Raw genomic sequence first — 24473 nt, forward strand, 5'->3', positions numbered from 1 at the left:
ACCTAAATAAACACGCCCAAACAAACCTTTACGAAGGATCGTCGGGACGTGTGTTTGCGCCGCGAATAATGTTCCTGAAAGCCAAACCGATTCCGAGGAAAAGACCAACCAACAGACCCCAAGGAACGGTCCCGACCAACGCATCAAACGCATAGCCAATAACCGCGCCACCAAGAATACCGCCGACCAAATCCGCTAGCACTCGGTTGCCGCTGCGATAATTCGCATCGACGCCTTGCACTGTCGGTTCGTTGCGTTTCTCTTCACGCTCGCGTGCGGCTTTTAACCGCGCTTCGAGCGCGTCGATACGCGCATCTTCAACGATAGGTTCTCGTGCGGGTTTCTCGTCGCTCATGCTTGCTTCCTAATTGGGTAAGCGAGGCACGCAGCATAAAGGTGCCCGCCGAGGGCGCCTGCCCCCTAGGAGAGAGCAAAACCCAAGTCAATGGTCACAAGGGCCCAAGTTTTCGTTATGGACAGATCGGTAGACGTTCTGGAGGTGCAGAAGTGCGCGTTTGCCACGATCCATTGGGGGCTTGGTACTTTTCCCCTGGCGATGTTCGCAAGATCGCCTGACACCCGGCGGTCGTTGCGTATTGCTCCAATGTAGCGCTGTTTTCCTGCGCTTTTCGGGCATAAACTGCGCGTCGACGAATGTTGATATCGTTCACCAACGACTGCAACGCTGGGGTGGCTGCGCCGACAATACCGATATAGCCGTCGGTTTGTTCGCCCACAGTCCCATTGGCACGCGCGGCTGCGTATGCGGGATCGCGTTGTGCGAATGCCGGTGCGGCCATCGCGGTCAACGCGGCAACGCCAGCAGCGGCAACAAGCATTGAATTGCGGATCATAGTCATATTCTTCGTTCCTCTAGCCCCTTTGGGAGCCACCTGACGCGGGATCAAAAGATATCCGCGTTTTCATCAATCGTGTTGCTGGCATCTTCAGCCAGCCGATACAGAACCTCTGCGCGGATGTTGATGTCGAGCTGAATCACAATCGGCTCTTCGGGTGCAGCAACATTGATGCATCCGCTGATCGCGCTTGTTCCCATGAACGCGGCGACCATCATCGGTCCGGCTTTCGCCCAATTTGTGTCCATTGTGCGCCCCTCTTTGTGTGTTTCATACCATGTGGCAGCGGCGCGTAATGGGGTCAATTTCATCTCTCTCATGACAGGTCATCGCTTTCTGGAGGTTGAACGGCGGGTTCATCGCGCCTTTGGACATTGTCGGTTTGTGGGCTGTTTTCCGGCAGCGGATCGGGCGGGATCGGTTGAGGTGAGGATTGGCGGGTGACAATTTGCCCACCTTCGAAATTCAACAACCCTTGATCGATCGGATCGCCAAAAGCGGTGGGGTCAAACAATCCGCGCACTATCGTCGCCAACAAATAGAAATTGTCCGATCGCACATTGATCTTAAATCGGATGGGCAATTTGGCGATTTCCCGCGTGATGAAATTGCGACTCGCGCCATCGCCTTGTTGAATGCCATCAATGTTGAAATTGGTCAGAATTTCCCCGGCGAGACTACCGTTCAGTTCAATGCTCATTTGCCGGTAATCGAGCGATCGCAGCGTTTGGAACGCATAATTCGCGACCGCCCCCATGTCTTCGTATGTGAGTTCCCCCACATAAGCGATATTGCCCCCCGGTTGGCGTGATATCAGCAATCCGCCCTCGATAGAGCCATTGCCAAGGGCGTCGAAATAAATGGGGATGGTCCCATCAAACACCCCGGTCGCACCCAGATTGGTCAATTCCATCTGAGCCACAAAAACCGCCGCATCCAATCCGACGAGTTCAAAGACGTAGCGTTGGCCTCCTTTGCCGCCGTAAATCAACGTTGCGGGCCTCAGGATCAATTCGCCGCCCATAAATGGCCAACGCCCATCCTCCAGCGTCACAATCTGACCATCGGTGAGTGAAAAGACGACCCGGCCGCCCAACGCCTCAACCCCCGGATTAACCGACCCAATATTGATGATCTGCGATGGAGCCGTCGTCAGGTTGATCAGGTCGGTGAAAACAACTGCACCGCTAACATCGTTAACGGGGCCAAAGGCCGCGGCGAAATCAAAGCTATCGGTCCGAAAGACCCCCGAACTTTCGATATCGTCGGCGGTCCATTCAATGACGCCCTCGCCCCGCACATCGCCCCGCGCCAAGGCTATGACGCCTCTGGCCAGATAGCTAAGGTCGGCCGGTTGCAATCCATCGCCAAACCGAATGCCCGGCACATTCAAATCAGCTCGGCCCGTGCTGTCGTTCAAATCGTGAGATAGGTCCAACGCCGCAACAAGCGCGCCGCTCAACGGATGGCGTAAATCGGCATTTGCGCGGATGCGATTGTCCGCCAAAGTCAAGTTCGCCCCCTGCGCGATCAAGGGTTCAAAACGTTCCCGTTCGGCCAGCCCTGGGCCGGTTCTTTCGGTCAAGATAAATGCGCCTTGGTTGAGGCTTAGTATCCCATCAGTGTAATCCCATGTCCCGCCAAGGCCTGAAATGTCCAAGGGCACCACATCCATTGCCGCCGTCGCCCCGGCGAACACGCCGCCAATCGCTTCGTCCGATGTGGCGCCTTCGCCTCCGACTTGGACGCCAATCGGCACGCCGATGGATCCTTCTAGGGTGGCCACCGAAAGGCGGACTGCGCTGTCGTCAGGGCCGATTTTTGCGCCCACTCCTTCTAAGACAAACGGCCCGGGATATTGCACCAAAGCGCGCTGAGCCGTGATCGTGGTGGGCGTATCGGAAAGCGATCCGGCCAGATCCAAATCGCGTGTTTCCATCGCAATGTTCAACGCATCGCCATACCGAACCATAGCCGCGCCATCGGTGGGGCACACGGAAATCGCCTGTTGCTGCAAGGCAAGCGCGGCATAGGCCAAGGCGTCGAACCGAACCGATGCGCATTCTTTCCCGATTTCGAGGCCACTCGCACCGGACCAAGCGCCCTCCAAGGGCAGCGCCAAACCCTGTACTGAGCCCCCCGGTATGGCGCCATCCGCCCTGAGCATTCCCTCAAAACGAACCCGGCCGCTGCTATCTTGGCGCACCAACAGCCGCGGGATTGCGATCGCATCCGGCCCGGCGCTGTAATTTGCCATGGTCAATCGCAAGGCGAGCTCTCCGCCATCGATCTGTTCCATCCGCCCATTGATCCGTGGCAAATCGACGCCGCCGGTTAGAACATTGCCCGTCAATCGCGAGCCCGCTCCCAATTCCCCGCCATCTGAATAGCTTATACGGGAAACCGCCAGCACGGTTTCGCCGCTGACGCTGCGCAAGCGGGCCTCAGGAATGATGACCGCCAAACCGTTTTCGTTCGCCCGGACAGTGACATCACCGGCTAAATTGCCGTTGCGCACCGATCGGCTAAGCCCGCGTTCAAACTTCGCCAATAGCGGGGCCAACAATGTCCCCTCCGACGCATCGCGTGCATCGACCAGAACACCTTCATCGCCAAGCGCGACCCGCGCGCCATCACCGCGGAAACTACCGTCCCAATCGGCACGATCCATCCCCGACGAAGCGCGCATGGTCCCATCGAGCTTCACCGTGTCGACCTGCAATTCGGGTATCGCCAATTGTGTACCCGCGAATTCGTGGCGAACGACTAGGGAACCGTCAGTTTGGCCGCTCTCTCCCGCGTCAAAGCTCCACGTTAATTCTGCATTGCCCGCCAGTGCTTCCAGTGATGCCTGTGAGTATGCCAATCTGTCCGCTTCAAAATCGAAGCCACCGTCCATTGATGCGAGATCAGGGGCCAATTCGATCTGGGCGGCGATATTTGCAGCTTTCAAACTTGTCCCGGCGCATACGGCATCGCCCAAGCGAATCGGGCCGTCGAAACGCGGGCGTCCGTTTGAAGTTGTCAGTTCGCCATAGATCGTGACAGTTTGAGCGCGGCAATCATCGAACCCCAATCCCGGCGCGGTCGCGGCGATTGTGCCGACAAAACCGTCATCAATCCGGCCAGCCCCGTCCATTTTCACGCCGACGGTTCCAAAATCGCTGATGAATGACGCCCGGCCATCCACAATTGCGACATCCAATGCAGGCAATGCAGGCGGTTCGTCGCTTTGCGCAAAAAGGACGCTGTCGAGTGATCCAAGGCTAAAGACACCGTCGCGATAGCTTCCGTAAAGACGCGGATTCACCACTTCGATCCGAGTGATTTCGGGAACACGGAGCGAATATCCGATATCCACGATGATCGTTTCCGCGGTTAGATCGGGCGATTCAGCATCGCCTACAACCACATTGCTCAAGATCTGTTGCTGCGGTCCGATTGCGGTGATGTCATAGGTAACCTCTACACCCGCATCCGCGATGGCGTCGTCGATCAGGCTTCCAGCAATTTCTTCGCGATTGAACCACACAATCGCGGTGACGATCGACAAAATGACAAACAATACGAGGCTAATGCGCCAGCGCCATTTTTGCGGCCAAACGCCCCTTTTGTTTTCCCTGACACTGGCAAGCGCGTCCAGGCGCTCCTGCGAGGCAAGGTCTTGGGTGTCTAGAGAGGGCGGTTTGGCCTGTGCCATGTTCGACATCACTTGCGCGGATCGTTGTCCAAAGGCAATAAACGACTAAATAAACTGAACGGACAACGAGGTTGGTGAGGCGCAGATTGCCACAGTCTGAAGACAGTTTCGATTTTTCACACGGTTCGGGATCAGATTCCGCGGACGACACGGGCGTGTCGGCCAAATCGGTGCTGCAATCCGATTCCAGCAAAGCCGCCGGCAAAGGCCACCGCGAAAGATTGAGGCAGCGCCTTTTGAAAGGCGGGGCAGAGGCTTTGGCCGACTACGAAGTTTTAGAATACCTTCTATTTGCGGCGATAAAGCAAGGGGACACGAAACCCGTGGCAAAGGCGTTGCTGGCACGCTTTGGATCGCTGGCCGGGGTTCTCAATGCCGATCCGTCTGCGCTGCAACACGTAAAAGGCGTAGGTCAAACCAGCGCGGCCGCGCTCAAAAGCGTTGCGATTGCATCGCGCCGAATGGCCCGCAGCGAGATTGCAGCGAAACCGGTCCTTGGTTCTTGGCAATCGCTGATCGATTACCTGTCTATCGATATGGCCCACTTAACGGTCGAACGCGTGCGCGTTCTGTACCTTGATGGAAAAAACCGCCTTATCGATGACCATCACGCCGCAGAAGGATCAATCGACGAGGCGGCGATCCACCCGCGCGAGGTGATCCGTCGGGCGATGGATGTGGGTGCGTCAGCCCTTATCCTTGTCCACAATCATCCAAGCGGCAATCCAGAGCCGAGCCGGGCAGACATTCAGATCACTCAGAAAATCTCCGAGGCGGGCCGTTTGTTGGGCGTCACCCTGCATGACCATGTGATCATCGGGCGCGAAGGCCACATTAGCCTCCGCGCCAAAGGGTTGATCTGACGCCGAACAATCAGGCGTAATTTGCAGCGCTTGCTGCCTGATTTCAGACGACGGTCACTGTTTCTCCGTGATCAATCGAACGCCTGAATGTTGAGCAAAGAAATTCCATGCCCAATTGACCATCACGGTAACCCGATTGCGCGTGCCGGTGAGAAATCCGACATGGACAACCCCCCAAAGCCACCACGCCAAAGCGCCCGACAATTTTAAAAAGCCGAAATCTGCAACCGCCGATTTGCGGCCAATCGTCGCAAGGCTGCCTTGATGTTTGTAAGCAAACGCGCCGGGGCATTTCTTACCCAGCAATTCCGCCTCCAACACTGTCGAGACATAGGCACCGGCTTGTTTCGCAGCGGGGGCCAGTCCTGGCACCGAATTTCCATCCCATGCCTTGCTGTCGGCGGTGTCACCGATCGCAAAAATATCGGGCAATGGATCGCCTGATGGGCCCAACACACGCATCCGATCGTTCACTTGGACACGACCCGAACGATCGGCTTGAGCACCCAACCATTGCGCCGCTGGTGATGCCGCAACGCCAGCCGCCCAAAGCACGGTTTCGGTTTCAATCAGGGTGTCATCGCCAATGCGCACATGCGCCTCAGCGATTTCAGTAACGCGTCCACCGGTGCGGATTTCAACGCCCAACTCTTCGAGAGATTGCGCCGCCTTCTTTGACAATTCCTCAGGGAATGCTGGCAATATTCGCGGACCCGATTGGACAAGAATGACCCGCGCGGTCGAAGGATCGACGGTGCGAAACTCTCGTTCGACACTTACGCGGGACAGTTCGGCAATCGCCCCGGCAAGCTCAACCCCGGTGGGGCCAGCGCCAACAATCACAAACGTCAAAAGGCGTTTGATCCGTTCTTCATCATCAGACGCCTCAGCCTCTTCAAACGCGTTAAGGATCGATGCGCGCACCGCCACACCATCTTCAACCGTCTTCAAACCGGGCGCGTAGGGTCCCCATTCATCGCGGCCAAAATAGCTGTGCGTTGCACCGGTGGCCAAGATCAGGCGATCATAGGTCAATGTTTGATCGCCGTTGTACCGAACGGTTTTTCCATCCGCGTCGATGCCATCCACTGCGCCTTTCAAGACCCGCACATTGCCATCGCCTTTAAACAAGCTGCGGATAGGTGTCGCGATGTCGGAAGGGTTCAACGTTGCGGTCGCAATTTGATACAGCAGCGGTTGGAACAGGTGATAATTGCGTTTGTCGATCACCGTGATGCGAACGGGCAAACGCTTCATCTTTGCCACGGCTGCCAATCCGCCAAACCCGGCACCAACAACCACGACATGCGGCCAGCGATCCGGAATCTCGGAATATTCACGATCAAACAGGATGTTCTTCTCCATCCAGGCAAGGATCCACCGATCAACCGACAGCACCCCTGCCCCGCGCGCTTCGTAAAGCGAAAGGAAAAGGAATGGGAACAAAGTGACGTTGGGATGCGCGCCCGAGATCATGAAAAGCGCGATCAGGATAAACAGGCCATAAGACACCACAACCGCGCCAAAACCGGTGAAAAAGAACACCGACGACACGATCGCCAACCAATCCGGAAAACCGCCAAACACGGTGGTCGGAAGCCATCGTTGTACCGCAATCGGCATGTCGATCACTCCGGCATATTGCAGCAAGCTCAGACCCATCCAAATGCGGATCGCCGCCATGACAATGGGCGCAATGTTGGCGCGCAACCAATCCCAAAACTGAATTGTTGGACGGGCAAGTGGAAAGGCGCTTGCTTTCAACCCCGATGCCAGAACCCGGTCGAGGGACAATGCGCCCGGTCCATGAAAAACGTACCAGACCAACATCGCGCTAACGAAAAGGTTGGTCGTGGTTGGGACATAAACTGCCTGTGATACGATCGTCAGCGCGGCCATCGCCAAAGCGGCCGGTCGCGTAAAGAAACCGGCGATCAACGCAATGGGACCAATCAATTCGATTGCCAATCCGACGGTCGCAGCGGTTACCGGATCCATCCACGTGACCGGATATTCAAACGTCGCGAGATAGACCGTCGTTTCCCAATCGGCTGCTTTCACCAAACCGGACCGCAGGAACCACATCGCGATAAAAAACCGAATCACTACGTCGGTGAACGGCCAGAACGTCTCCGTCCCATCGAGGTACCATTTTGACCAGCGCCGCAATGTCACCCGAATGAAGGGCGAATAGCGTTCCTCTTGCAGCTTTTCCGGTTCCACGGCGGGCACAGGCATAGCCTGCTCGCCGGTTTGGCTCGCGCTTGACATAAAATGTTCCTCCTGCCGTCCCGTTCGCGCGATGTGCGGTTTCGGTTACAACGGCCCCCTCTGAAATGAACAAACACTGCTTCGTTGAAGGTGTAAACCATGAATGCCCGCCGAATTTGTGGTAAGACCAGTGGACAGCGCGCCGCCCGCGATGCGCACACCCTTGCCAAGCGGCGCGCGCGCGAATAGCCGCGCACATGAAAAAGGCGCTCGGTTCGACCAATCCCGATGCCTTTGCCCAAAGTTAGCATCCAAAAGGAACGCCCATCATGGTCCCGCGTTATGCCCGCCCCACAATGTCAGCCTTATGGGAACCCGAAGCCAAATTCCGCATATGGTTCGAGATAGAGGCGCATGCGACGCAGAAATTGGGCGAGATGGGAGTTGTTCCCGCTTCGGCTGGAAAGGCGCTGTGGGATTGGTGGGCGACGAACCCAAAGATCGACGTCGAAGCAATTGACGCAATCGAAGCGGTGACCAAGCACGACGTTATCGCGTTTCTGACATGGGTTGCGGAACAAGTGGACGCCGCAGGGTATACCGGCGAAGCGCGCTTCATGCACCAAGGGATGACCAGTTCCGACGTGTTGGACACCACCTTGGCGGTGCAATTGGCGCGCGCGACTGACATTCTGCTCGATGACCTTGACGCTTTGTGCGACGCCATCAAAACGCGCGCGGAGGAACACAAATTTACGCCAACAATCGGTCGCAGCCACGGCATTCATGCCGAACCGGTTACCTTCGGATTGAAACTGGCACAGGCCTATGCTGAGTTTGATCGGTGTCGCGATCGCCTCGTGGCCGCCCGCAAAGAAATCGCAACCTGCGCCGTTTCCGGCGCTGTTGGCACTTTTGCGAATATCGATCCCGAAGTGGAAGCCTATGTCGCCGACCAATTGGGTTTGACGCCAGAACCGGTCAGCACACAAGTCATCCCGCGCGATCGGCACGCTATGTATTTCTCGACCCTAGCGGTTATCGCGGGATCGATTGAGCGGCTGGCGGTGGAAGTTCGCCATTTGCAGCGCACCGAAGTTTTGGAAGCAGAAGAATACTTCTCGCCGGGTCAAAAAGGTTCGTCGGCAATGCCGCACAAACGCAATCCGATCCTAACCGAAAACCTTACCGGGCAGGCACGGATGATCCGCGCTTATGCCCTTCCCGCTCTTGAAAATGTCGCCTTGTGGCATGAACGGGATATATCGCATTCATCCGTCGAACGATTCATCGGCCCTGATGCGACGATCACATTGGATTTCGCGCTCGCACGTTTGACCGGTGTTGTTGAAAAATTGCTGGTTTATCCTGAGCGCATGCAAAGCAATCTTGATGCGATGGGTGGGCTTGTTCATTCGCAACGGGTGTTGCTCGCATTGACCCAAGCCGGGGTGAGCCGCGAAGACGCCTATCGTCTCGTACAACGCAACGCGATGAAGGTTTGGGAATCAAACGGAGCGTTGTCATTGCTCGACCTGTTGAAAGGCGACGATGAAGTCACAGCGGCGCTATCGCACGAACAATTGGAGGAGAAATTCGATCTCGAATATCACTTCAAACATGTCGAAACGATCTTTGCGCGCGTGTTTGGTTAGACGGTTTGGGCCCTGTGCTAGACTCCTTAGGCAAAAACCTTAGAATTCGAACCATGGCGTAAGACACATAAGGGATAGCCACTTGCAGATTGTACGCACCATAATCTGGGTCGTGTTGGCCGCATTTGTTGTAATGTTTGTGCTCACCAATTTCGGTGAACCGCAACGCGTCAAAATTTGGCCGTCGGAAAATCCCATTGGCTTTGATTGGCCCGTGGGCGTGATCGCTTTGGTGTTTTGGCTGGTCGGGGTCATACCGACATGGCTGTATCACCGCGGGGTGAAGTGGAGCCTCAATCGGCGGATTCGAAGCCTTGAGGCATCGATCAAATCCAACGCATTGGCCCACCGCCCTGATCCCGGCACCGGATCTTCGGCGGCCACCGAAAACACACCAGTCCCCGCCCCGGAAGCCAAGCCCACCGACAGTTTAACCCCGGCACCACCTTCCACAGAAAGCGGCAGTGCATGAGCAACCCCATCTACCTCGCGCTGGATGTGCCCCAGATTGAGCCTGCGAAGGTTTTAATCAACAAAGTTAAGGCGCATATTGGCGGGGTAAAATTGGGGTTGGAATTCTATTGCGCGCATGGACCGCACGGCGTGCATGAAATCGCGCATATGGGTTTGCCGATTTTCCTCGATCTGAAATTTCATGACATCCCCAACACTGTGGCCGGTGCGATGCAGGCGGTGCATGTCTACGAACCGAAAATCGTCACCGTTCATGCCAGCGGCGGGCGGGCGATGATGGAAGACGCAAAAGCGGCAGCGGCGGAAGGCTGCAAAGTTGTCGCGGTCACCATGTTGACCAGTCTTGATGATCGCGATCTCAAAAACACCGGCGTCGGCGGAACACCGCATGATCATGTTATGCGGCTGGCCGAATTGGCGCACACATCGGGTTTGGACGGAATCGTGTGTTCGGGCCAAGAGGTCGGCGACGTGCGCAAACAATGGAAAGACGGATTCTTTGTCGTCCCCGGCCTAAGACCTGCAGGCAGCCAGACTGGCGATCAAAAACGCACCGTTACGCCGCGCAGTGCCCGCGATGACGGCGCCAGTATTCTTGTAATTGGCCGGCCAATTAGCCGAGCCGACGATCCTGCAGCGGCGGCTAGGGCAATCGAAGCAACGCTTTGAGCCTAATCCCAGAGATTGTATTCCAATTGATCGCGTTTGCCTTTTTCGGCGCGATTGCCGGTGCAATTGCCGCTGTGCTTTTCAACAAATTCGGGCGGCGAGATGCCTTGTCGTTGGAGCTTTTCTGACCCTCATGCGCTAAGTGTTGCAAGGCGTTGATCTTGGGATAGAATTCTAGCGCATCACTTACTCCGCTGGCGCACCATCCTCTTGAACGGGTTCAGGTTCTGCATCATCTTGAAAATTCGGGGAATCGACGTTCCAACCGGTCAATCCAAGGTCGTCACCGGTGCCCTTGAAGGTGAAAGTCTCGGTTGCCTCACCCTTTTCAAATTGGGTGGTCATAGTGACAATTGTCTGTGTCTCGCCGTTTTGTGAATCGATGTTGAAACCGGCGCGTTCCGCGCTTTCAACCTTGCCCATCTTTTCCGTCACATAAGCGACCAATTCGTTCATTTGTTCGATGGATGTAACGTCGCGAAATTCCGGAGCCGTCATGCCGTATAGGGTGCGCGCATCCCCGTCGTTATAGACCGCGTGGAATTGGGTGACCTGTTGTTCGGAGCTTTCCAATTGCGCCATCGGGTTGCACGCGGACAAGAGCAAAGCGAAACAGGCGGCGGCGATGATTTTAATCGGCATGGGCACCTCAAAATTTGATTTCTCGCCATTGGTCTTAGAATTTCTGTGAAAGCGCAAGCCTTCGCGCTACACATGGCGCTATGCCGGACATTGCCACCCCAAACCTACCCTCGCGAAATTTTGATATGACGCGGGACTTTTATGCCCAATTCGGGTTTGAATGCGCGTATCAGGATGGCGGATGGATGATACTTCATCGCGGTCCGCCCAACAACCGGGTTACGCTTGAATTCTTCCCCTATCCCGACCTTGATCCGGCACAAAGCTCGTTCAGCTGCTGCATCCGTTTGGACAATCTGCGCGCATTTATGGAGCAATTGGAGGCCAGCGACGTTCCAATGGCGAACACAGGCATTCCGCGCTTTCACGCCGCGAAATTGGAACACAGCGGGCTGACTATTGGTTATTTGAACGATATTGACGGCTCTCTCATCCGTCTCATCCAGAACACCTGAACCTTCACTATGCTCATCAAGATCTGCGGCCTAACATCACCCGACACAATCGCCGCCGCGGCCGATGCGGGGGCGAGTCATATTGGATTGATGCATTTCGAAAAGAGCGTTCGGCATATCGGTTTGGAAACAGCGACCGAATTGCGGGCCAGCGTCCCGAGCGGTGTGAAATCGGTCCTATTGCTGGTGAACGCAGCCCCCGACGCCGCCGAGCGCGCGATCAAGGCGGTGCAGCCCGACATTGTGCAGTTTCACGGCGCAGAAACGCCGGAATACACCGCATCAATCCGCGCAAAATTCGACATCGAAGTGTGGCGGGCCATGGGCGTGCGCAGCATCGAAACACTCAACGACGCTGCTCAATTCAAAGGCAAAGCCGATCGACTCCTTTACGATGCCCCTCCATTGGATGCCCGCCCCGATGTACCCGGAGGCACCGGCGCCAAGTTTGATTGGAGCTTGCTCAAAGGTCACGAACACCGCGTGCCGTGGGGCCTCGCCGGTGGGCTCAATCCCGATAATGTCGCGGGCGCAATCCGCGCCACAAATGCCCCTTTGGTCGATGTCTCATCCGGTGTTGAAAGCGCGCCGGGCGTGAAGGACGTGGACAGGATCGCCGCGTTCTGCAAAGCGGCGCTAAATGCTTAGAGAATCCCTATGAACGACACCCCGCCTAACTCTTTCCGTAATCAGCCCGACGATCGTGGTCACTTCGGTGATTTTGGCGGGCGTTATGTTGCCGAAACATTGATGCCACTTATCCTGGACTTGGAACGCGAATATCGCGCGGCCCAAAACGATCCAGCCTTCGTCGCAGAATTTGACGATCTGCTCGAACATTATGTGGGCCGCCCTTCCCCGCTTTATTTTGCAGAACGGTTGACCGAAAACCTGCGCGAAACGGCCCCGAAAGGCCGCGGCGCGCAAGTTTGGTTCAAACGGGATGAATTGAACCACACTGGCGCGCACAAGATCAACAATTGCATCGGGCAAATCTTGCTCGCCATCCGCATGGGAAAAACGCGCATTATTGCAGAAACCGGCGCGGGCCAGCACGGCGTGGCCACCGCCACCGTTTGCGCGCGGTTCGGCCTACCTTGCGTGATTTACATGGGGGCAGAGGACGTTGCCCGGCAATCGCCCAATGTGTTCCGCATGAAGCTTCTCGGCGCAGAAGTCGTGCCCGTCACCAGCGGCGGCGCGACGTTGAAAGACGCCATGAACGAAGGGCTGCGCGATTGGGTCGCGAATGTGCACGACACATTCTACATCATCGGCACCGCAGCTGGCCCGCATCCCTACCCGGAAATGGTCCGCAATTTCCAAAGCGTGATCGGCACCGAAGCGCGCGCGCAATTGCTGTCGCGCACCGGACGCCTGCCCGACCTGCTGATCGCGTGTATTGGCGGCGGATCAAACGCGCTGGGCCTGTTCCACCCCTTCCTTGACGACGCGGATGTGAAAATGCTTGGCGTCGAGGCGGCGGGCCACGGGTTGGACGGCGATGAACACGCGGCCAGCCTGCTCGGCGGCGCGCCCGGCGTGCTCCACGGCAACAAGACTTATCTGCTGCAAGACGAAGACGGCCAGATCACTGAAGGCCATTCGATTTCCGCAGGTCTAGACTATCCCGGCATTGGCCCCGAGCACGCATGGCTCAAAGACTCCGGTCGCGTCGAATACACCGCCGTTACCGATGATGAGGCGCTAGAGGGCTTCCAGCTACTCTGTCGCACTGAAGGGATTATTCCAGCGTTGGAGCCTTCACATGCCTTGGCGGCGGTCGCCAAGCGCGCTCCGCAAATGCGCGAGGACGAGATTATCTGCATGAACCTATGCGGGCGCGGCGATAAGGACATTTTCACGGTCGCTGAAAAGCTTGGGGTCGAGATGTGATGGAGCCTGCACTTTTCCGTGATTGCGGGCCAAGCGAAGCAATCCAGAGCTATTGTACACACCGCTCTGGATTGCCACGTCGCTCCGCTCCTCGCAATGACGAAGCAAGAAACCACCCCCGTCATGCTGAACTTGTTTCAGTATCCATGTCTAGGCACTCACCAGCGGTGCTAGTGGCTGGATGGACCCTGAAACAAGTTCAGGGTGACGAGTTAAGTGAAGTGGGAGCGGAGATGTGAAGCCGCGCAAACTTGCTGGCGGTATAGCCCTTGCTGTCTTGGCCCTTTTGTCCTTTGTCTTCGATCTAGAATTTGAATCGATCGGAGTAAAAATCGCTTACACTTTAGCGATCCTGCTCGCGATGTTCGCAACCTTCTATGACAAAGAGAATTACGAGGAGCTTGAGGTCGGATTTAGCCCGAAGCGAGGTGCGATGTATTTCCTCTTGGGCTTTTTCGCCTTTCCTGTTTCACTCGGAGTTAAGGCTGCCTTCGGCGCAGATTTTTCAATCCAATCTGCGATCATATTCACTGCATTCGCATCGGTACTGATCGGTGCGATCGGCACATTCACGGATATTCCAGGTATATGACCCGCCTCCAAAACGCTTTCGCCAAACCCCATGCCGCTTTCGTCGCCTTCATCACCGCTGGCGATGGAGACACAGCCGCAAACCTCGATGCCCTCGTCGAAGGCGGCGCGGATGTTATCGAGCTGGGGATGCCGTTCACCGATCCGATGGCCGATGGGCCTGCTATTCAGGCGGCAAATTTGCGCTCGCTTGGCAAAGGCACCACCACCGCCGATGTGCTGCAATACGCCTATGAATTCCGCAAGAGGCACCCCGATGTACCGCTGGTCCTTATGGGATATGCCAACCCGATGGTGCGGCGCGGGCCGGAATGGTTTGCCGACTCTGCCTCCGCTGCGGGTGTTGATGGCGTCATCTGTGTCGATATTCCGCCGGAGGAAGATCAAGCGCTCGGCCCGGCTCTGCGGGCAAAGGGCATTGCCCCCATCGGCCTTGCCACACCGACCACAGATGCCGCGCGTTTGCCGCAGGTGCTCGATGGCTCTGGCGGGTTTCTCTATTACGTTTCCGTCGCAGGGATCACGGGCAAACAACAAGCCGCCACCGCCGCTATCGAAGAGGCCGTGGGCAAGTTGAAAGCCGCAACCGACCTGCCCGTCGCGGTTGGTTTTGGCGTGCGCACACCGGAACAAGCCGCCGCTATTGCACGGCACTCAGACGGGGTCGTCGTCGGCTCTGCACTGGTTGATTTGTGCGGCGAATTTGGCAACGACGCGCCTGCCAAGCTACAAGAGCTCACATCATCCATGGTCAACGCGATTGCAAACGCGCGATCTTAAGGGACAATTGAAATGAACTGGTTTAACCGCGTCCGCAATTCCTTGGGCTTTAGCGCCGATAAGAAGAGCACCGAAAAGGACCTATGGATCAAATGCAAATCCTGTCAGGAAATGCTGTTTGTTGCCGAATATGAGGAAAACCTATGCGTGTGCCCACGGTGCGATCACCATGGGCGGATCGGCGCGGATGCTCGCCTGCATTTGTTGTTGGATGATGGATATCAATTGCTCGATCAACCGGTGGTCACCGAAGATCCATTGAAATTCAAAGACAGCAAGAAATACACCGACCGATTGAAAGCGGCACGCGCGGCCAACCCGCACAATGATGCTTTCGTGGTGGGTTCGGGCGAAATCAACGGCAGTCCTGCGGTCGTGGGTGTCCAAGACTTCTCGTTCATGGGCGGATCCATGGGTATGGCAGTCGGCATGGCCTTTTGCGCCGGTGCAGAGCGCGCGCTGACCCGCAAATGCCCCTATGTCGTCGTTACCGCAGCGGGCGGTGCGCGGATGCAGGAGGGCATTCTCTCGCTGATGCAAATGCCGCGCGCGACTGTGATGACGCGCCGTTTGAAGGCAGCTGGCCTGCCCTATATCGTCGTCTTGACCGATCCAACCACGGGCGGCGTCACGGCCAGCTATGCGATGTTGGGCGATGTCCATATTGCAGAACCCGGCTGCCTAATCGGTTTCGCCGGACAGCGCGTTATTCAGGACACGATCCGCGAAAAATTGCCCGAAGGGTTCCAGCGTGCCGAATATCTGCACAAGCATGGTATGGTCGACATGGTGGTCCGCCGCCATGAATTGAAAGAGACGCTCGCAAGCGTGCTCGATTACCTACAGCCTTCCCCTGAAACCAACGAAGCGGCCTAAAGCTCCATGCTCGATTTCGGGCGATCAGATGATGCCCGCGTTCAGGCGCAATTGGACCGACTGTCCGCACTCAGCGTCCCGCAGGGGCGGTTGGGGTTGGAAACGATCCGCGCTTTGATGGAGCGTCTGGACAACCCCCATCGCAAATTACCGCCCGTGTTCCACGTCGCGGGGACCAACGGCAAAGGGTCCGTCTGCGCGTTCCTGCGCACGATGTTGGAGGCGGATGGCAAGCGGGTGCACGTCACAACGTCCCCGCATTTGGTGCGTTACAATGAACGGATACGGATCGCAGGGGACTTAATCTCCGACGAGGAATTGGCCGAAACTCTCAAGGAAGTGCTGGATAAAGGCGAAGACCTCGCGCCCAGCTTTTTCGAAGTGACAATCGCCGCCGCATTCCTCGCATTTTCACGCACCCCAGCAAATGCCTGCGTGGTCGAGGTTGGCCTTGGCGGCAGGTTTGATGCGACCAATGTTCTGGAGCCGGATGCGGTTGCTGCCTGCGGGATTGCGGCGCTGGGCATCGATCATGAACGATTCCTTCTCGCACCCGAGGACGGTGTGCCAACAGAGCCTATCGCGCGGATTGCATTTGAGAAAGCGGGCATAGCGAAACCGGGTGTGCCGTTGGTAACAATCGCAAATGCCTATCCGCTCGAGGCGGAGGCAGTGATCGAAGGTGTGGCAGACCGTCTTGGGGCCAAGCATTGCAATGCCTATTTGAGCGCATCGGGCAAAACCTATGTCGATGGCGACGGGGATCTAACCCTATTGCCGGCCTCAATCCCAGGCGCACATCAGGCCCAGAATGCTGCACTTGCGGCGGCGATGTTGCGCCATCAATCCAAGCTGTCGGTAACGGACGAGGCGATCATAGCAGGCGTAGCCGAAGCAAAATGGCCAGCGCGGCTACAACGTTTATCTGAAGGCCCGTTGACGGCATTTGCCTCATCAGGTGCAGTCTGGCTGGATGGCGGGCACAATCCCAGCGCTGGATCGGCAATCGCAGAGTTCTTTAAAGGACCGCTTCACCTGATCATCGGCATGATTGCCAACAAAGATGCAAATGCCATTACAGAACCTCTTGGCGACCGTGTTGAGAGCCTGACGGTGGTCCCCGTACCCGGTCATGACAGTCATCCGGCCGAGGCATTTGGCCAAGACGCCCGCGCCGCCACCGATCTACAAGACGCGCTGCTCAATATTCCCTGCGATGACTACCCTGTCCTCATCGCTGGATCGCTCTACCTCGCGGGCGAGGCGCTAAAACTCAACGACGAGATACCGACTTAGGTTTCGGGCTCTGGCGGTGGCGCGTTCTCAGCGCGGCCAGAGCGCGCAATGCGGACCCATTCGATCAAGCACAGCACAACCGCGAACAGACCGATCAACGTCGTCAGGATAAACACGTCGTAATACCCGCGCTCTTCGATCATCTGACCCAAAGCCGGGCGCCCGAGCGTGCCTACCAACAAGGTCAGCGATGATAGCAGCGCATATTGCACCGCGCTGTACCCTTTGGCGACGATGCTGGACAGGTAGGCGACAAAGGCCGCGCCTGCGATGCCGACCGCGATGTTTTCCATCCCAATGGTCAGCATGAGTTTCGACAGGCGTTCATCCGCACCGAACAATCCGGTTAGCCATGTAAAGCCTATCGCATCGCTGGCCGCCTGCATTCGTTCTCCGCCAATTGCGAGATCGGCGTATAACAGGTTGGTCAACGCAGCGATCAACGCCCCCAACGTCAACGTTGTCATCCGCCCGATCACGGTCAGCAGCAATCCCCCCAATGCAAGTCCAAGAAGCAGCGCGCCGACGCCAAAGAATTTGGATGCTATCGCGACCTCATCCTTGGTGTATTCAAGTTCACCCAGATAAAACGGATAGGCAAAGCTGCCCCAAATCGCATCGGTAATGCGGTAAGTCAGGACTAGCGCGATCACCAATATCGCCGCCCAACGCAGCCGACCAATAATCTCAGCCAAAGGCAAAATCAGAGCGCGGTATCCATGATCAAGCGCCGTGTCCGATGCGCGGGTCGCCGGTTCAGCGACGCTCAACACGTATCGGCCTTTCTTGCGCAGAAATTCCAGAGAGCCTGCAATGATGCTTGGGATGACGACCGTCGCGATCACAATCAACGGCCCCATTGTGCTCACGAAAGCCGTGCTGTCGGGGCGCGCATCCGGATCCGAATTCAACGAACGGACCATAAACACCAAGACGGTAACCAACGCCCACAACCACAAGGCGCCCACCCCGCCTAACGCCAATGCGCGAACTTTTGGCGTGAGTTGTCCTGGTTCGCGCAGCGTGAGAAGGTTGCTGCGTTCATCCTCCATCGCTTGCGCGCTGCGTTCTGCATCGGGCGCAAACAAGCCGGCGATCCCGACCAACAACAATATGCCGCCCATCGACATATACACCGCGGGCCATCCCATCCGCTCTGCCATGAACAAAGCCAAAGCGCCGCCGACCAACGCGGCCGTGCGATACCCCATTTGATAAACCGTAGAGAGGATATCGATCGTCGCCTTTTCATCGGCAACATCAACCCGCCACGCATCGACCACAACGTCTTGGGTCGCGCTGGCAAAGGCGCCAATCCCCGCCAACAATGAAAACAGCCCAAGCGAAGTGAGCGGGTTCAAAAACGATAGGACGACCAGGATTAGGCCAAGCATCAACTGCGCAGTGACGATCCACTGCTTGCGCTTACCCAATCGCCGCAAAAACGGCACATCGACCCGGTCAAGCGCCGGAGACCACAAGAATTTGAACGCGTATGCCAATCCAATCAGCGAGAATACGCCCATCGTTTCAACATCAACCTCTGCATCCGTCAGCCACGCATACAAAGTGCCCAACAACAAAGCGTAAGGCAGCCCGGATGCAAAACCGAAGATCAGCATATATCCGGTCTTTGGCTGACGCAGCGATCCTAAAAGCACCATCCAGCGCGACAGCCGGTTTTCGTCATTCAACGCGGTTTCAGACATTTTTCCTCCGCAGGCGAGCGATCCATTTGCGTTCCCGCCAAGCTGTGCAACACTACGCTTGGATAGAGGGGATAGAAAAGCCGTTATGAACGCGCCAGCAACAAATGTACCCACATTGTGCACAACGCCGGGCCAATTGGCATTGGCGAAAGCGATCCGTGATAGAGAAACGGACCAAGCACATGTCGATCCCCGCACCCCGGATGCGATCGTCACCATTCCATCCAGCCGTTATATAGACCCGGCTCATTTCACTTTGGAAAAGGCGGGATTGTTCGATCGCCTCCCCCAAGTCATCGCGCCCAGCGCGCTATTGCCCGAACCGGGCATGGTAGTCCCGCATGACGCGACCGGTCGCCCGTTACTAATCACGCGCGATACATCCGGGAAAGCGCATGTTTTCCTAAACGTTTGCCAACATCGCGGCACGCGCTTGGTCGAAGGGTCCGATATTCAATGCACCAAACGGTTGGTTTGTCCCTACCACGCGTGGACATACAAATTGGACGGGGACCTGCTTGCCCTACCACGGCCTGAAACGTTCCCCGATCTGGAAAAGGGTGCATATGGCCTCAAGGAGTTGCCCAGCATGGAAGCCGGGGGTTTGATTTGGTTCTCTCCTAATGCTTCGGCCGACTTCACTGATGCGCGTTTGATCAGCGACGATTTCACCGCCTTTGGCATGCCCGAATCGCACCTTTTCCGGCGTAAAACGCACAGTGTGAACGGCAATTGGAAGCTGATCATGGATGCTTTTCTTGAAAGCTATCATGTCACCCGGTTGCATGCGGACACAATCGGCCCGTTTTTCAAAGACGGTGTGACCGCCGGCGATTCGGTGGGCCCGCATTTGCGCTCTGCTGTGGGTCGATTAGAGGAAATGGACGCGATTGACCTGTCCGATATGGCGGCAATGCGGCGCGTCGTGACCTTTGCATACCAATTGCTGCCCGGCACCATCATCGTGCCCAGCCCCGATTACGTGAACGTCATGGTTTTGATGCCCCAATCCCACAATCACACCTTGGTTGAGGACTTTATGCTAATCCCAGAGGTGCCCACCACCGAAAAGGCACAGGCGCATTGGGAGCGGAGCTGGGACCTGCTCGATGGCGGCGTTTTCGCAAGCGAAGATTTCCGTGCTGCCGAATTGGGTCAGCAAGGATTGGAGAGCGGCGCGGTAACGCAATTGACGTTGGGAACGTTAGAAGGAGGCATCGCGCGCTTTGATGCCAACGTTCAAGACTCGATCGCGGCTCATCGTTCCACATCCTAGAACTCTGCGCCACCGGCGCCGAGATAGGATCATGAAACTTGCAGGTGTTGAGGCGAAGGCGTAGGCGCGCGCCATGCCCACCAACCCCAAAAAATCCGACGACCGCCCCGAGGGCGACCGCATCGCCAAATTGCTGGCCAGAGCCGGTATTGCCAGCCGGCGCGAAATTGAACGCATGATCGCAGATGGCCGCATCACATTGAACGGGCAAACGGTCGAAACGCCCGCGACGTTCCTCACATCTTTGAGCGGCGTCAGCGTCGATGGAAAAGCCGTTGGTCCAGCAGAGCCATCAATGCTTTTCGCATTTCACAAGCCGACCGGCCTTTTGACCGCAGAACGAGATTTTTCGGGCCGCGCGACCATTTACGATGCTTTGGTCAACGCGCTGCCCAAAGGTACACCGCGCATGATGCCAATCGGCAGGCTTGACCTCAACACAGAGGGTTTGTTGTTGCTCACCAATGACGGTGGGTTGAAACGTCAAATGGAACTGCCCGCCAGCGGCATCCCCCGTACATATCGGGCCCGCGCGTTCGGTGATGTTTCTCAAGAACAGCTTGAAGAATTGGCCGATGGCGTCGAAATCGATGGCGTTCGCTATGGTTCGATCGACGCCAACAAAGAACGCGCATCTGGGCGCAACCAATGGATCGAAATGACGATCACCGAAGGCAAAAACCGTGAAGTTCGCCGCGTCCTTGAATATCTAGGATTGGAGGTGAACCGATTGATCCGCACTGCCTATGGTCCCTTTGAACTGGCCGATTTGGGCCGTGGTCAGGCCGTGCGCATTCGAAAGGGTGATCTCGATCGGTTTGTCAGCACGTTAAAACGAGCAAAATCATGAGAGTGATCGCTGGCGAGTGGCGGGGCCGGAAATTGATCGCGCCCAAAGGGGATGCGACCCGTCCAACATCGGATCGCACGCGCGAGACCCTGTTTTCTATGTTGACCAGTCGGTTGGGCAGTTTTGAAGATTTGCGGATCGCAGATTTGTTCGCTGGTTCGGGCGCACTCGGGCTGGAGGCGCTTTCACGCGGCGCGGCGCATTGCCTTTTCGTGGAACAAGACCGAGCCGCGGTGGACGCGATCCGCGCCAATATCGATGCATTTGGCGCGCGTGCGCAAACAAGTGTTGAAACAGCATCGGTGATGCAACTGCGCGCTGCGCGGCAATCGTATGACCTGATTTTGCTGGACCCACCCTATCACACCGGCGCGGGCGAAGTTGCTTTGGATCGATTGCGGCGACTGGACTGGATCAACGACGCGACATGGATAGCGCTGGAAACGGCGTTCAACGAAGAGCCCGAAATCAAAGGCTTTACAATCGATACATCGCGCAAGATTGGTAAGGGCAGGCTCACGCTTTTGAGGCGCGAACCCGCCCCCGCCGATGCACCGGACAATGGGGACACCTATCCTAGCGATCCCTCTGAATCCGATGCGGCACCCAGTTAACCGGTTGGCCTGACCACCACAGTCCAAAACAGGGCCGGGTGCGGTATAGCAATGATCAACCATCGGAAGACTGCGGCCGAACGGCGCGCGCTTCGATCCGCCCCCATGCCGTGTCGCGTTCGGGGCCCGTCATAGCGGTTAGCGCAATTTTATCTTGGTCGGTGAGCTGCCAAAACAACATTTGCCGCCGGGGCGATAACGTCCAGAAATACTGCTGAGTTTCGGCGGGCCACAAATCGTATTGCGCCTGTTTCTCGCTTGACCAGCTTTCATATTCCGCTGTTTGCTCTTCGTCCGTTTTGCCGCCAGCGGAGCCATCAAGTTGAAGCGGCGTTTCGGCGGTCGCGACGCTGGTGCTCCGTGCCGCTGCAACCGGCGCGGTGGCGATCAGGGCGACAGTGGCGATCGCTACACCAAAAAGATAGATATGGGACGTCTTCATAGAGGGGCGCATTGGGGTTCTCCTATTGGCCATTCATCCGCGTGACGAACCCTTGCCTGCTCTTTGCAATTCCCCTGCCTCAGACAACACTGGAATGCCATCAATCCGGTCCCACTGAAACCGCGTGACGCGATCTGCGCCGTGTTCGCACAACGCTTTGGCGGAAAGCGGTCCAAAAACACGCCGGGACGATTGGAACATCGAATTCGGGGGAATGCCGCCAAAGGCACGGTGCAACGGGGCGCTCGATATGCGATCTTGCACTCACAAGCTTTGTTCTCTAATTGTTCGCGTGCTGTTATGACTCAGAATTCCCCCCTTCCCCCATCATCGGCCCCGGTTGATGAAACGGTGCCCGCTTATGCGGCGCAATTGAACGCGCCCCAACGCGACGCCGTATTGACTACGGAAGGTCCGGTCTTGATGTTGGCCGGTGCAGGAACAGGTAAAACCGCTGCATTGACCGCGCGTCTTGCGCATCTGGTCGCAATGCGGCGCGCATGGCCAAGCCAGATTTTGTGCGTGACGTTCACCAACAAAGCTGCGCGTGAAATGCGCGAGCGTGTTGGGCATCACCTTGGGCCGGGCAGCGAAGGCATCCAATGGTTGGGGACGTTTCATTCCATCTGCGCCAAAATGCTGCGCCGCCACGCCGAACTGGTGGGTCTTAAATCCAATTACACGATCATCGACACCGACGATCAATTACGGCTTTTGAAACAATTGATCGCCACCAACGAATTGGACGACAAACGGTGGCCGGCCCGGCAATTGGCCGGATTGATCGACAATTGGAAGAACCGGGGGCTCAATCCCGGTGATCTCGATGCGAACGACAACGAAGCCTATGCCAATGGTCGCGGGGCGGAAATGTACAAACAATATCAAGAGCGAATGAAGGCGCTTAACACGTGCGATTTCGGCGACTTGATGCTGCATGTGCTCAACATTTTTCGCGCGCACAACGATGTTCTGGCCGAGTATCAGAGCCGGTTTAAATACATCCTTGTCGACGAGTATCAGGACACCAACGCGGTTCAGTATCTTTGGCTCAGACTGCTCGCTCAAAGCCACAAGAACATCTGTGTTGTGGGTGATGATGACCAATCGATTTACTCATGGCGCGGCGCAGAGGTCGCCAATATCCTGCGGTTTGAAAAGGATTTTCCCGGCGCCCATGTGGTCCGGTTGGAACAAAATTACCGATCAACGCCGCATATTTTGGGCGCGGCATCGGGATTGATCCAAGCGAACAGCGAACGGCACGAAAAGACGCTTTGGACCCAAGTCGATGGCGGCGACAAAGTGCAGGTGATCGGCGTGTGGGATGCACCCGAAGAGGCGCGGCGCGTTGGTGAGGAAATTGAGCGTTTGGAACGCGAAGGCGCGCCGTTGGATCGTGTCGCGATCCTTGTGCGCGCCCAATATCAAACCCGCGAATTCGAAGATCGCTTCATTCAGATCGGGGTCAATTATCGGATTATCGGCGGTTTCCGGTTCTATGAGCGCGCCGAAATTCGCGACGCTCTTGCCTATCTGCGGGTGATTGCACAACCTCAGGACGATCTGGCGTTTGAGAGGATCTACAATCAGCCCAAGCGCGGTTTGGGTTCAAAAACGCTGGAAAAGATGCACCAGCACGCTCGCGCGACACAGCAGCCATTGGCCGCCGCGTCGCTCCAATTGGCCGATAGCGACGAATTGCCCAAGCGCGCCGCCAACACAATCGGCGGATTGCTCCGCTTTTTCCTAAGCTGGCGCGAAGCGGCCGAAGTCATGACCCCTGCCGACCTGCTGCGACTGGTCTTGGATGAAAGCGGTTACAACGACATGTTGGCGAATGATCGCAGTCCAGAAAGCGCAGGCCGCGCGGAAAACCTTTCCGAGTTGGCCCGTGCGATGGAGGAATACGAAACGCTCGGCGATTTCCTCGAACACGTATCCTTGGTGATGGACAATGATCGTGGCGATTCCGAAGAAACCGTAACCATAATGACGATGCACGCGGCCAAAGGGCTGGAATTCGACAATGTGTTTTGCGTTGGATGGGAAGAAGGCGTCTTTCCGAGCCAGCGAGCCATCGACGAAGGCGGCTTGGCCAGTCTCGAGGAAGAGCGGCGGCTCGCCTATGTCGCGATCACCCGCGCCCGGCGCAAATGCATTATCTTGCATGCCGCAAACCGGCGAATTTACGGCCAATGGACAAGCTCAATCCCCTCGCGATTTATCGATGAATTGCCCGAAGATCATATCGATCAAGAAAGCACGATGAGCGGGGGCGCTTCGCTTTGGCGGGCCAATTGGTCTGAGAATGAAGACCCCTTCGCTCATGTCGCCCGTGACCGCCCTTCCCGCGCCCAAACGCGCGGCCCGGGATGGCAACGCGCCGTGTCCAGCGGATATGAAACGCAGCAAAAACGCCTATCTGAGCCAGGCCGCAGCGCCGCCAGCTTCGCGGCAAAACCGCGCAGCGATATCAGCATCGGCGCGATGGTCGAACACGCTAAGTTTGGAACGGGTTGCGTCATCGATCAAGAAGGCAACAAATTGACAATCCAGTTCGAAGATGTCGGCGAAAAGCGCGTTATCGATAGCTTTGTGACCTTGGCGGGGTGAA

General features: G+C 56.7%; 24 protein-coding genes. 15 read left to right on the forward strand and 9 right to left on the reverse strand.

Annotation, left to right across the window (positions count from 1 at the left end):
• Positions 1–28: 28 nt before the first annotated feature.
• The 4 genes from BQ8290_RS03260 to BQ8290_RS03275 all read right to left on the reverse strand — a co-directional run bounded on the left by BQ8290_RS03260 (position 29) and on the right by BQ8290_RS03275 (position 4557).
• Positions 29–355: an AtpZ/AtpI family protein gene (locus BQ8290_RS03260; protein ID WP_108787584.1), complete on the reverse strand. Its 327-nt coding sequence runs from the start codon at positions 353–355 to the stop codon at positions 29–31.
• A 115-nt stretch (positions 356–470) separates the two neighbouring features.
• A complete protein-coding gene (locus tag BQ8290_RS03265) occupies positions 471–860 on the reverse strand; it encodes a YdbL family protein (RefSeq protein ID WP_443112305.1) in 390 nt (129 codons plus the stop codon).
• A gap of 44 nt (positions 861–904) precedes the next feature.
• Positions 905–1177 (reverse strand): YnbE family lipoprotein, encoded by a 273-nt coding sequence (locus tag BQ8290_RS15065; protein ID WP_337660959.1) that lies wholly within the window; start codon positions 1175–1177, stop codon positions 905–907.
• A complete protein-coding gene (locus tag BQ8290_RS03275; protein ID WP_337660960.1) occupies positions 1174–4557 on the reverse strand; it encodes an intermembrane phospholipid transport protein YdbH family protein in 3384 nt (1127 codons plus the stop codon). Before BQ8290_RS03275 ends, BQ8290_RS15065 begins: the two co-directional genes overlap by 4 nt.
• A gap of 86 nt (positions 4558–4643) precedes the next feature.
• Between BQ8290_RS03275 and radC the strand changes: the two genes are divergently transcribed.
• Positions 4644–5420 carry a RadC family protein gene (gene radC / locus BQ8290_RS03280; RefSeq protein ID WP_108787590.1) on the forward strand — a complete coding sequence of 259 codons (777 nt, stop codon included), beginning with the start codon at positions 4644–4646 and terminating at the stop codon, positions 5418–5420.
• Positions 5421–5474: 54 nt separating this feature from the next.
• On the opposite strand, the gene BQ8290_RS03285 is transcribed toward radC, so the two are convergent.
• Positions 5475–7691, reverse strand: a complete 2217-nt coding sequence (locus BQ8290_RS03285; RefSeq protein WP_108787592.1) for an FAD-dependent oxidoreductase — start codon at positions 7689–7691, stop codon at positions 5475–5477.
• A 269-nt stretch (positions 7692–7960) separates the two neighbouring features.
• Between BQ8290_RS03285 and purB the strand changes: the two genes are divergently transcribed.
• The 3 genes from purB to pyrF all read left to right on the forward strand — a co-directional run bounded on the left by purB (position 7961) and on the right by pyrF (position 10429).
• A complete protein-coding gene (purB, locus tag BQ8290_RS03290; RefSeq protein ID WP_108787594.1) occupies positions 7961–9286 on the forward strand; it encodes an adenylosuccinate lyase in 1326 nt (441 codons plus the stop codon).
• 82 nt (positions 9287–9368) lie between these two features.
• Positions 9369–9758, forward strand: a complete 390-nt coding sequence (locus tag BQ8290_RS03295; RefSeq protein WP_108787596.1) for a DUF1049 domain-containing protein — start codon at positions 9369–9371, stop codon at positions 9756–9758.
• The gene (gene pyrF, locus BQ8290_RS03300; RefSeq protein ID WP_108787598.1) at positions 9755–10429 is read left to right on the forward strand and encodes an orotidine-5'-phosphate decarboxylase; all 675 of its coding nucleotides are present in this window, start codon (positions 9755–9757) and stop codon (positions 10427–10429) included. Before BQ8290_RS03295 ends, pyrF begins: the two co-directional genes overlap by 4 nt.
• 186 nt (positions 10430–10615) lie before the next feature.
• On the opposite strand, the gene BQ8290_RS03305 is transcribed toward pyrF, so the two are convergent.
• Positions 10616–11071, reverse strand: a complete 456-nt coding sequence (locus tag BQ8290_RS03305) for a DUF3887 domain-containing protein (RefSeq protein WP_108787601.1) — start codon at positions 11069–11071, stop codon at positions 10616–10618.
• 80 nt (positions 11072–11151) lie between these two features.
• Here BQ8290_RS03305 and BQ8290_RS03310 point away from each other — a divergent pair, with 80 nt between their 5' ends.
• From BQ8290_RS03310 to BQ8290_RS03340, 7 genes are all read left to right on the forward strand, one after another.
• Positions 11152–11526, forward strand: a complete 375-nt coding sequence (locus tag BQ8290_RS03310; RefSeq protein WP_108787603.1) for a bleomycin resistance protein — start codon at positions 11152–11154, stop codon at positions 11524–11526.
• Positions 11527–11535: 9 nt separating this feature from the next.
• Positions 11536–12174, forward strand: a complete 639-nt coding sequence (locus BQ8290_RS03315; protein ID WP_108787605.1) for a phosphoribosylanthranilate isomerase — start codon at positions 11536–11538, stop codon at positions 12172–12174.
• Between the two features lie 9 nt (positions 12175–12183).
• Entirely contained in the window at positions 12184–13422 is a 1239-nt protein-coding gene (gene trpB / locus BQ8290_RS03320) for a tryptophan synthase subunit beta (RefSeq protein WP_108787607.1), read from the forward strand.
• A 235-nt stretch (positions 13423–13657) separates the two neighbouring features.
• Positions 13658–14014, forward strand: a complete 357-nt coding sequence (locus BQ8290_RS03325; protein ID WP_108787609.1) for a hypothetical protein — start codon at positions 13658–13660, stop codon at positions 14012–14014.
• Positions 14011–14793, forward strand: a complete 783-nt coding sequence (trpA, locus tag BQ8290_RS03330; protein ID WP_108787611.1) for a tryptophan synthase subunit alpha — start codon at positions 14011–14013, stop codon at positions 14791–14793. The genes BQ8290_RS03325 and trpA overlap by 4 nt, the downstream gene beginning before the upstream one ends.
• A gap of 12 nt (positions 14794–14805) precedes the next feature.
• The gene (gene accD / locus BQ8290_RS03335) at positions 14806–15669 is read left to right on the forward strand and encodes an acetyl-CoA carboxylase, carboxyltransferase subunit beta (protein WP_108787613.1); all 864 of its coding nucleotides are present in this window, start codon (positions 14806–14808) and stop codon (positions 15667–15669) included.
• 6 nt (positions 15670–15675) lie between these two features.
• A complete protein-coding gene (locus tag BQ8290_RS03340) occupies positions 15676–16965 on the forward strand; it encodes a folylpolyglutamate synthase/dihydrofolate synthase family protein (protein ID WP_108787615.1) in 1290 nt (429 codons plus the stop codon).
• On the opposite strand, the gene BQ8290_RS03345 is transcribed toward BQ8290_RS03340, so the two are convergent.
• Entirely contained in the window at positions 16962–18674 is a 1713-nt protein-coding gene (locus BQ8290_RS03345; RefSeq protein ID WP_337660961.1) for an AmpG family muropeptide MFS transporter, read from the reverse strand. The two genes, BQ8290_RS03340 and BQ8290_RS03345, sit on opposite strands and share 4 nt — an antisense overlap.
• An 85-nt stretch (positions 18675–18759) precedes the next feature.
• On the opposite strand from BQ8290_RS03345, the gene BQ8290_RS03350 reads away from it, so the two are divergent.
• The 3 genes from BQ8290_RS03350 to rsmD all read left to right on the forward strand — a co-directional run bounded on the left by BQ8290_RS03350 (position 18760) and on the right by rsmD (position 21414).
• Positions 18760–19950: an SRPBCC family protein gene (locus BQ8290_RS03350; protein ID WP_108787617.1), complete on the forward strand. Its 1191-nt coding sequence runs from the start codon at positions 18760–18762 to the stop codon at positions 19948–19950.
• Positions 19951–20023: 73 nt separating this feature from the next.
• The gene (locus tag BQ8290_RS03355) at positions 20024–20800 is read left to right on the forward strand and encodes a pseudouridine synthase (RefSeq protein ID WP_108787619.1); all 777 of its coding nucleotides are present in this window, start codon (positions 20024–20026) and stop codon (positions 20798–20800) included.
• The gene (rsmD, locus tag BQ8290_RS03360; protein ID WP_108787621.1) at positions 20797–21414 is read left to right on the forward strand and encodes a 16S rRNA (guanine(966)-N(2))-methyltransferase RsmD; all 618 of its coding nucleotides are present in this window, start codon (positions 20797–20799) and stop codon (positions 21412–21414) included. Before BQ8290_RS03355 ends, rsmD begins: the two co-directional genes overlap by 4 nt.
• A 55-nt stretch (positions 21415–21469) precedes the next feature.
• Here rsmD and BQ8290_RS03365 read toward each other — a convergent pair whose 3' ends face one another.
• Both BQ8290_RS03365 and BQ8290_RS03370 read right to left on the reverse strand, forming a co-directional pair.
• The gene (locus tag BQ8290_RS03365; protein WP_108787623.1) at positions 21470–21856 is read right to left on the reverse strand and encodes a hypothetical protein; all 387 of its coding nucleotides are present in this window, start codon (positions 21854–21856) and stop codon (positions 21470–21472) included.
• Between the two features lie 33 nt (positions 21857–21889).
• On the reverse strand, positions 21890–22120 hold the full coding sequence (locus tag BQ8290_RS03370; RefSeq protein WP_108787625.1) for a hypothetical protein: 231 nt from the start codon (positions 22118–22120) through the stop codon (positions 21890–21892).
• A gap of 36 nt (positions 22121–22156) precedes the next feature.
• On the opposite strand from BQ8290_RS03370, the gene BQ8290_RS03375 reads away from it, so the two are divergent.
• Positions 22157–24472: a UvrD-helicase domain-containing protein gene (locus tag BQ8290_RS03375; protein ID WP_108787627.1), complete on the forward strand. Its 2316-nt coding sequence runs from the start codon at positions 22157–22159 to the stop codon at positions 24470–24472.
• The last annotated feature ends 1 nt before the right edge of the window (position 24473 follow it).

The sequence above is a fragment of the Erythrobacter sp. Alg231-14 genome (genome assembly GCF_900149685.1).
Lineage (GTDB): Bacteria > Pseudomonadota > Alphaproteobacteria > Sphingomonadales > Sphingomonadaceae > Erythrobacter.

What these genes read in the sequence shown, in the direction of transcription:
- BQ8290_RS03340 (WP_108787615.1), top strand. Translation starts at nt 15,676, where the DNA reads ATGCTCGATTTCGGGCGATCAGATGATGCCCGCGTTCAGGCGCAATTG.
- pyrF (WP_108787598.1), top strand. Translation starts at nt 9,755, where the DNA reads ATGAGCAACCCCATCTACCTCGCGCTGGATGTGCCCCAGATTGAGCCT.
- BQ8290_RS03305 (WP_108787601.1), bottom strand. Translation starts at nt 11,071, where the DNA reads ATGCCGATTAAAATCATCGCCGCCGCCTGTTTCGCTTTGCTCTTGTCC.
- BQ8290_RS03355 (WP_108787619.1), top strand. Translation starts at nt 20,024, where the DNA reads ATGCCCACCAACCCCAAAAAATCCGACGACCGCCCCGAGGGCGACCGC.
- accD (WP_108787613.1), top strand. Translation starts at nt 14,806, where the DNA reads ATGAACTGGTTTAACCGCGTCCGCAATTCCTTGGGCTTTAGCGCCGAT.
- BQ8290_RS03285 (WP_108787592.1), bottom strand. Translation starts at nt 7,691, where the DNA reads ATGTCAAGCGCGAGCCAAACCGGCGAGCAGGCTATGCCTGTGCCCGCC.
- trpA (WP_108787611.1), top strand. Translation starts at nt 14,011, where the DNA reads ATGACCCGCCTCCAAAACGCTTTCGCCAAACCCCATGCCGCTTTCGTC.
- BQ8290_RS03350 (WP_108787617.1), top strand. Translation starts at nt 18,760, where the DNA reads ATGAACGCGCCAGCAACAAATGTACCCACATTGTGCACAACGCCGGGC.
- BQ8290_RS15065 (WP_337660959.1), bottom strand. Translation starts at nt 1,177, where the DNA reads ATGAGAGAGATGAAATTGACCCCATTACGCGCCGCTGCCACATGGTAT.
- rsmD (WP_108787621.1), top strand. Translation starts at nt 20,797, where the DNA reads ATGAGAGTGATCGCTGGCGAGTGGCGGGGCCGGAAATTGATCGCGCCC.
- BQ8290_RS03260 (WP_108787584.1), bottom strand. Translation starts at nt 355, where the DNA reads ATGAGCGACGAGAAACCCGCACGAGAACCTATCGTTGAAGATGCGCGT.
- purB (WP_108787594.1), top strand. Translation starts at nt 7,961, where the DNA reads ATGGTCCCGCGTTATGCCCGCCCCACAATGTCAGCCTTATGGGAACCC.
- BQ8290_RS03365 (WP_108787623.1), bottom strand. Translation starts at nt 21,856, where the DNA reads ATGAAGACGTCCCATATCTATCTTTTTGGTGTAGCGATCGCCACTGTC.
- BQ8290_RS03345 (WP_337660961.1), bottom strand. Translation starts at nt 18,674, where the DNA reads ATGTCTGAAACCGCGTTGAATGACGAAAACCGGCTGTCGCGCTGGATG.
- BQ8290_RS03310 (WP_108787603.1), top strand. Translation starts at nt 11,152, where the DNA reads ATGCCGGACATTGCCACCCCAAACCTACCCTCGCGAAATTTTGATATG.
- BQ8290_RS03375 (WP_108787627.1), top strand. Translation starts at nt 22,157, where the DNA reads ATGACTCAGAATTCCCCCCTTCCCCCATCATCGGCCCCGGTTGATGAA.
- BQ8290_RS03265 (WP_443112305.1), bottom strand. Translation starts at nt 860, where the DNA reads ATGACTATGATCCGCAATTCAATGCTTGTTGCCGCTGCTGGCGTTGCC.
- BQ8290_RS03315 (WP_108787605.1), top strand. Translation starts at nt 11,536, where the DNA reads ATGCTCATCAAGATCTGCGGCCTAACATCACCCGACACAATCGCCGCC.
- trpB (WP_108787607.1), top strand. Translation starts at nt 12,184, where the DNA reads ATGAACGACACCCCGCCTAACTCTTTCCGTAATCAGCCCGACGATCGT.
- BQ8290_RS03275 (WP_337660960.1), bottom strand. Translation starts at nt 4,557, where the DNA reads ATGGCACAGGCCAAACCGCCCTCTCTAGACACCCAAGACCTTGCCTCG.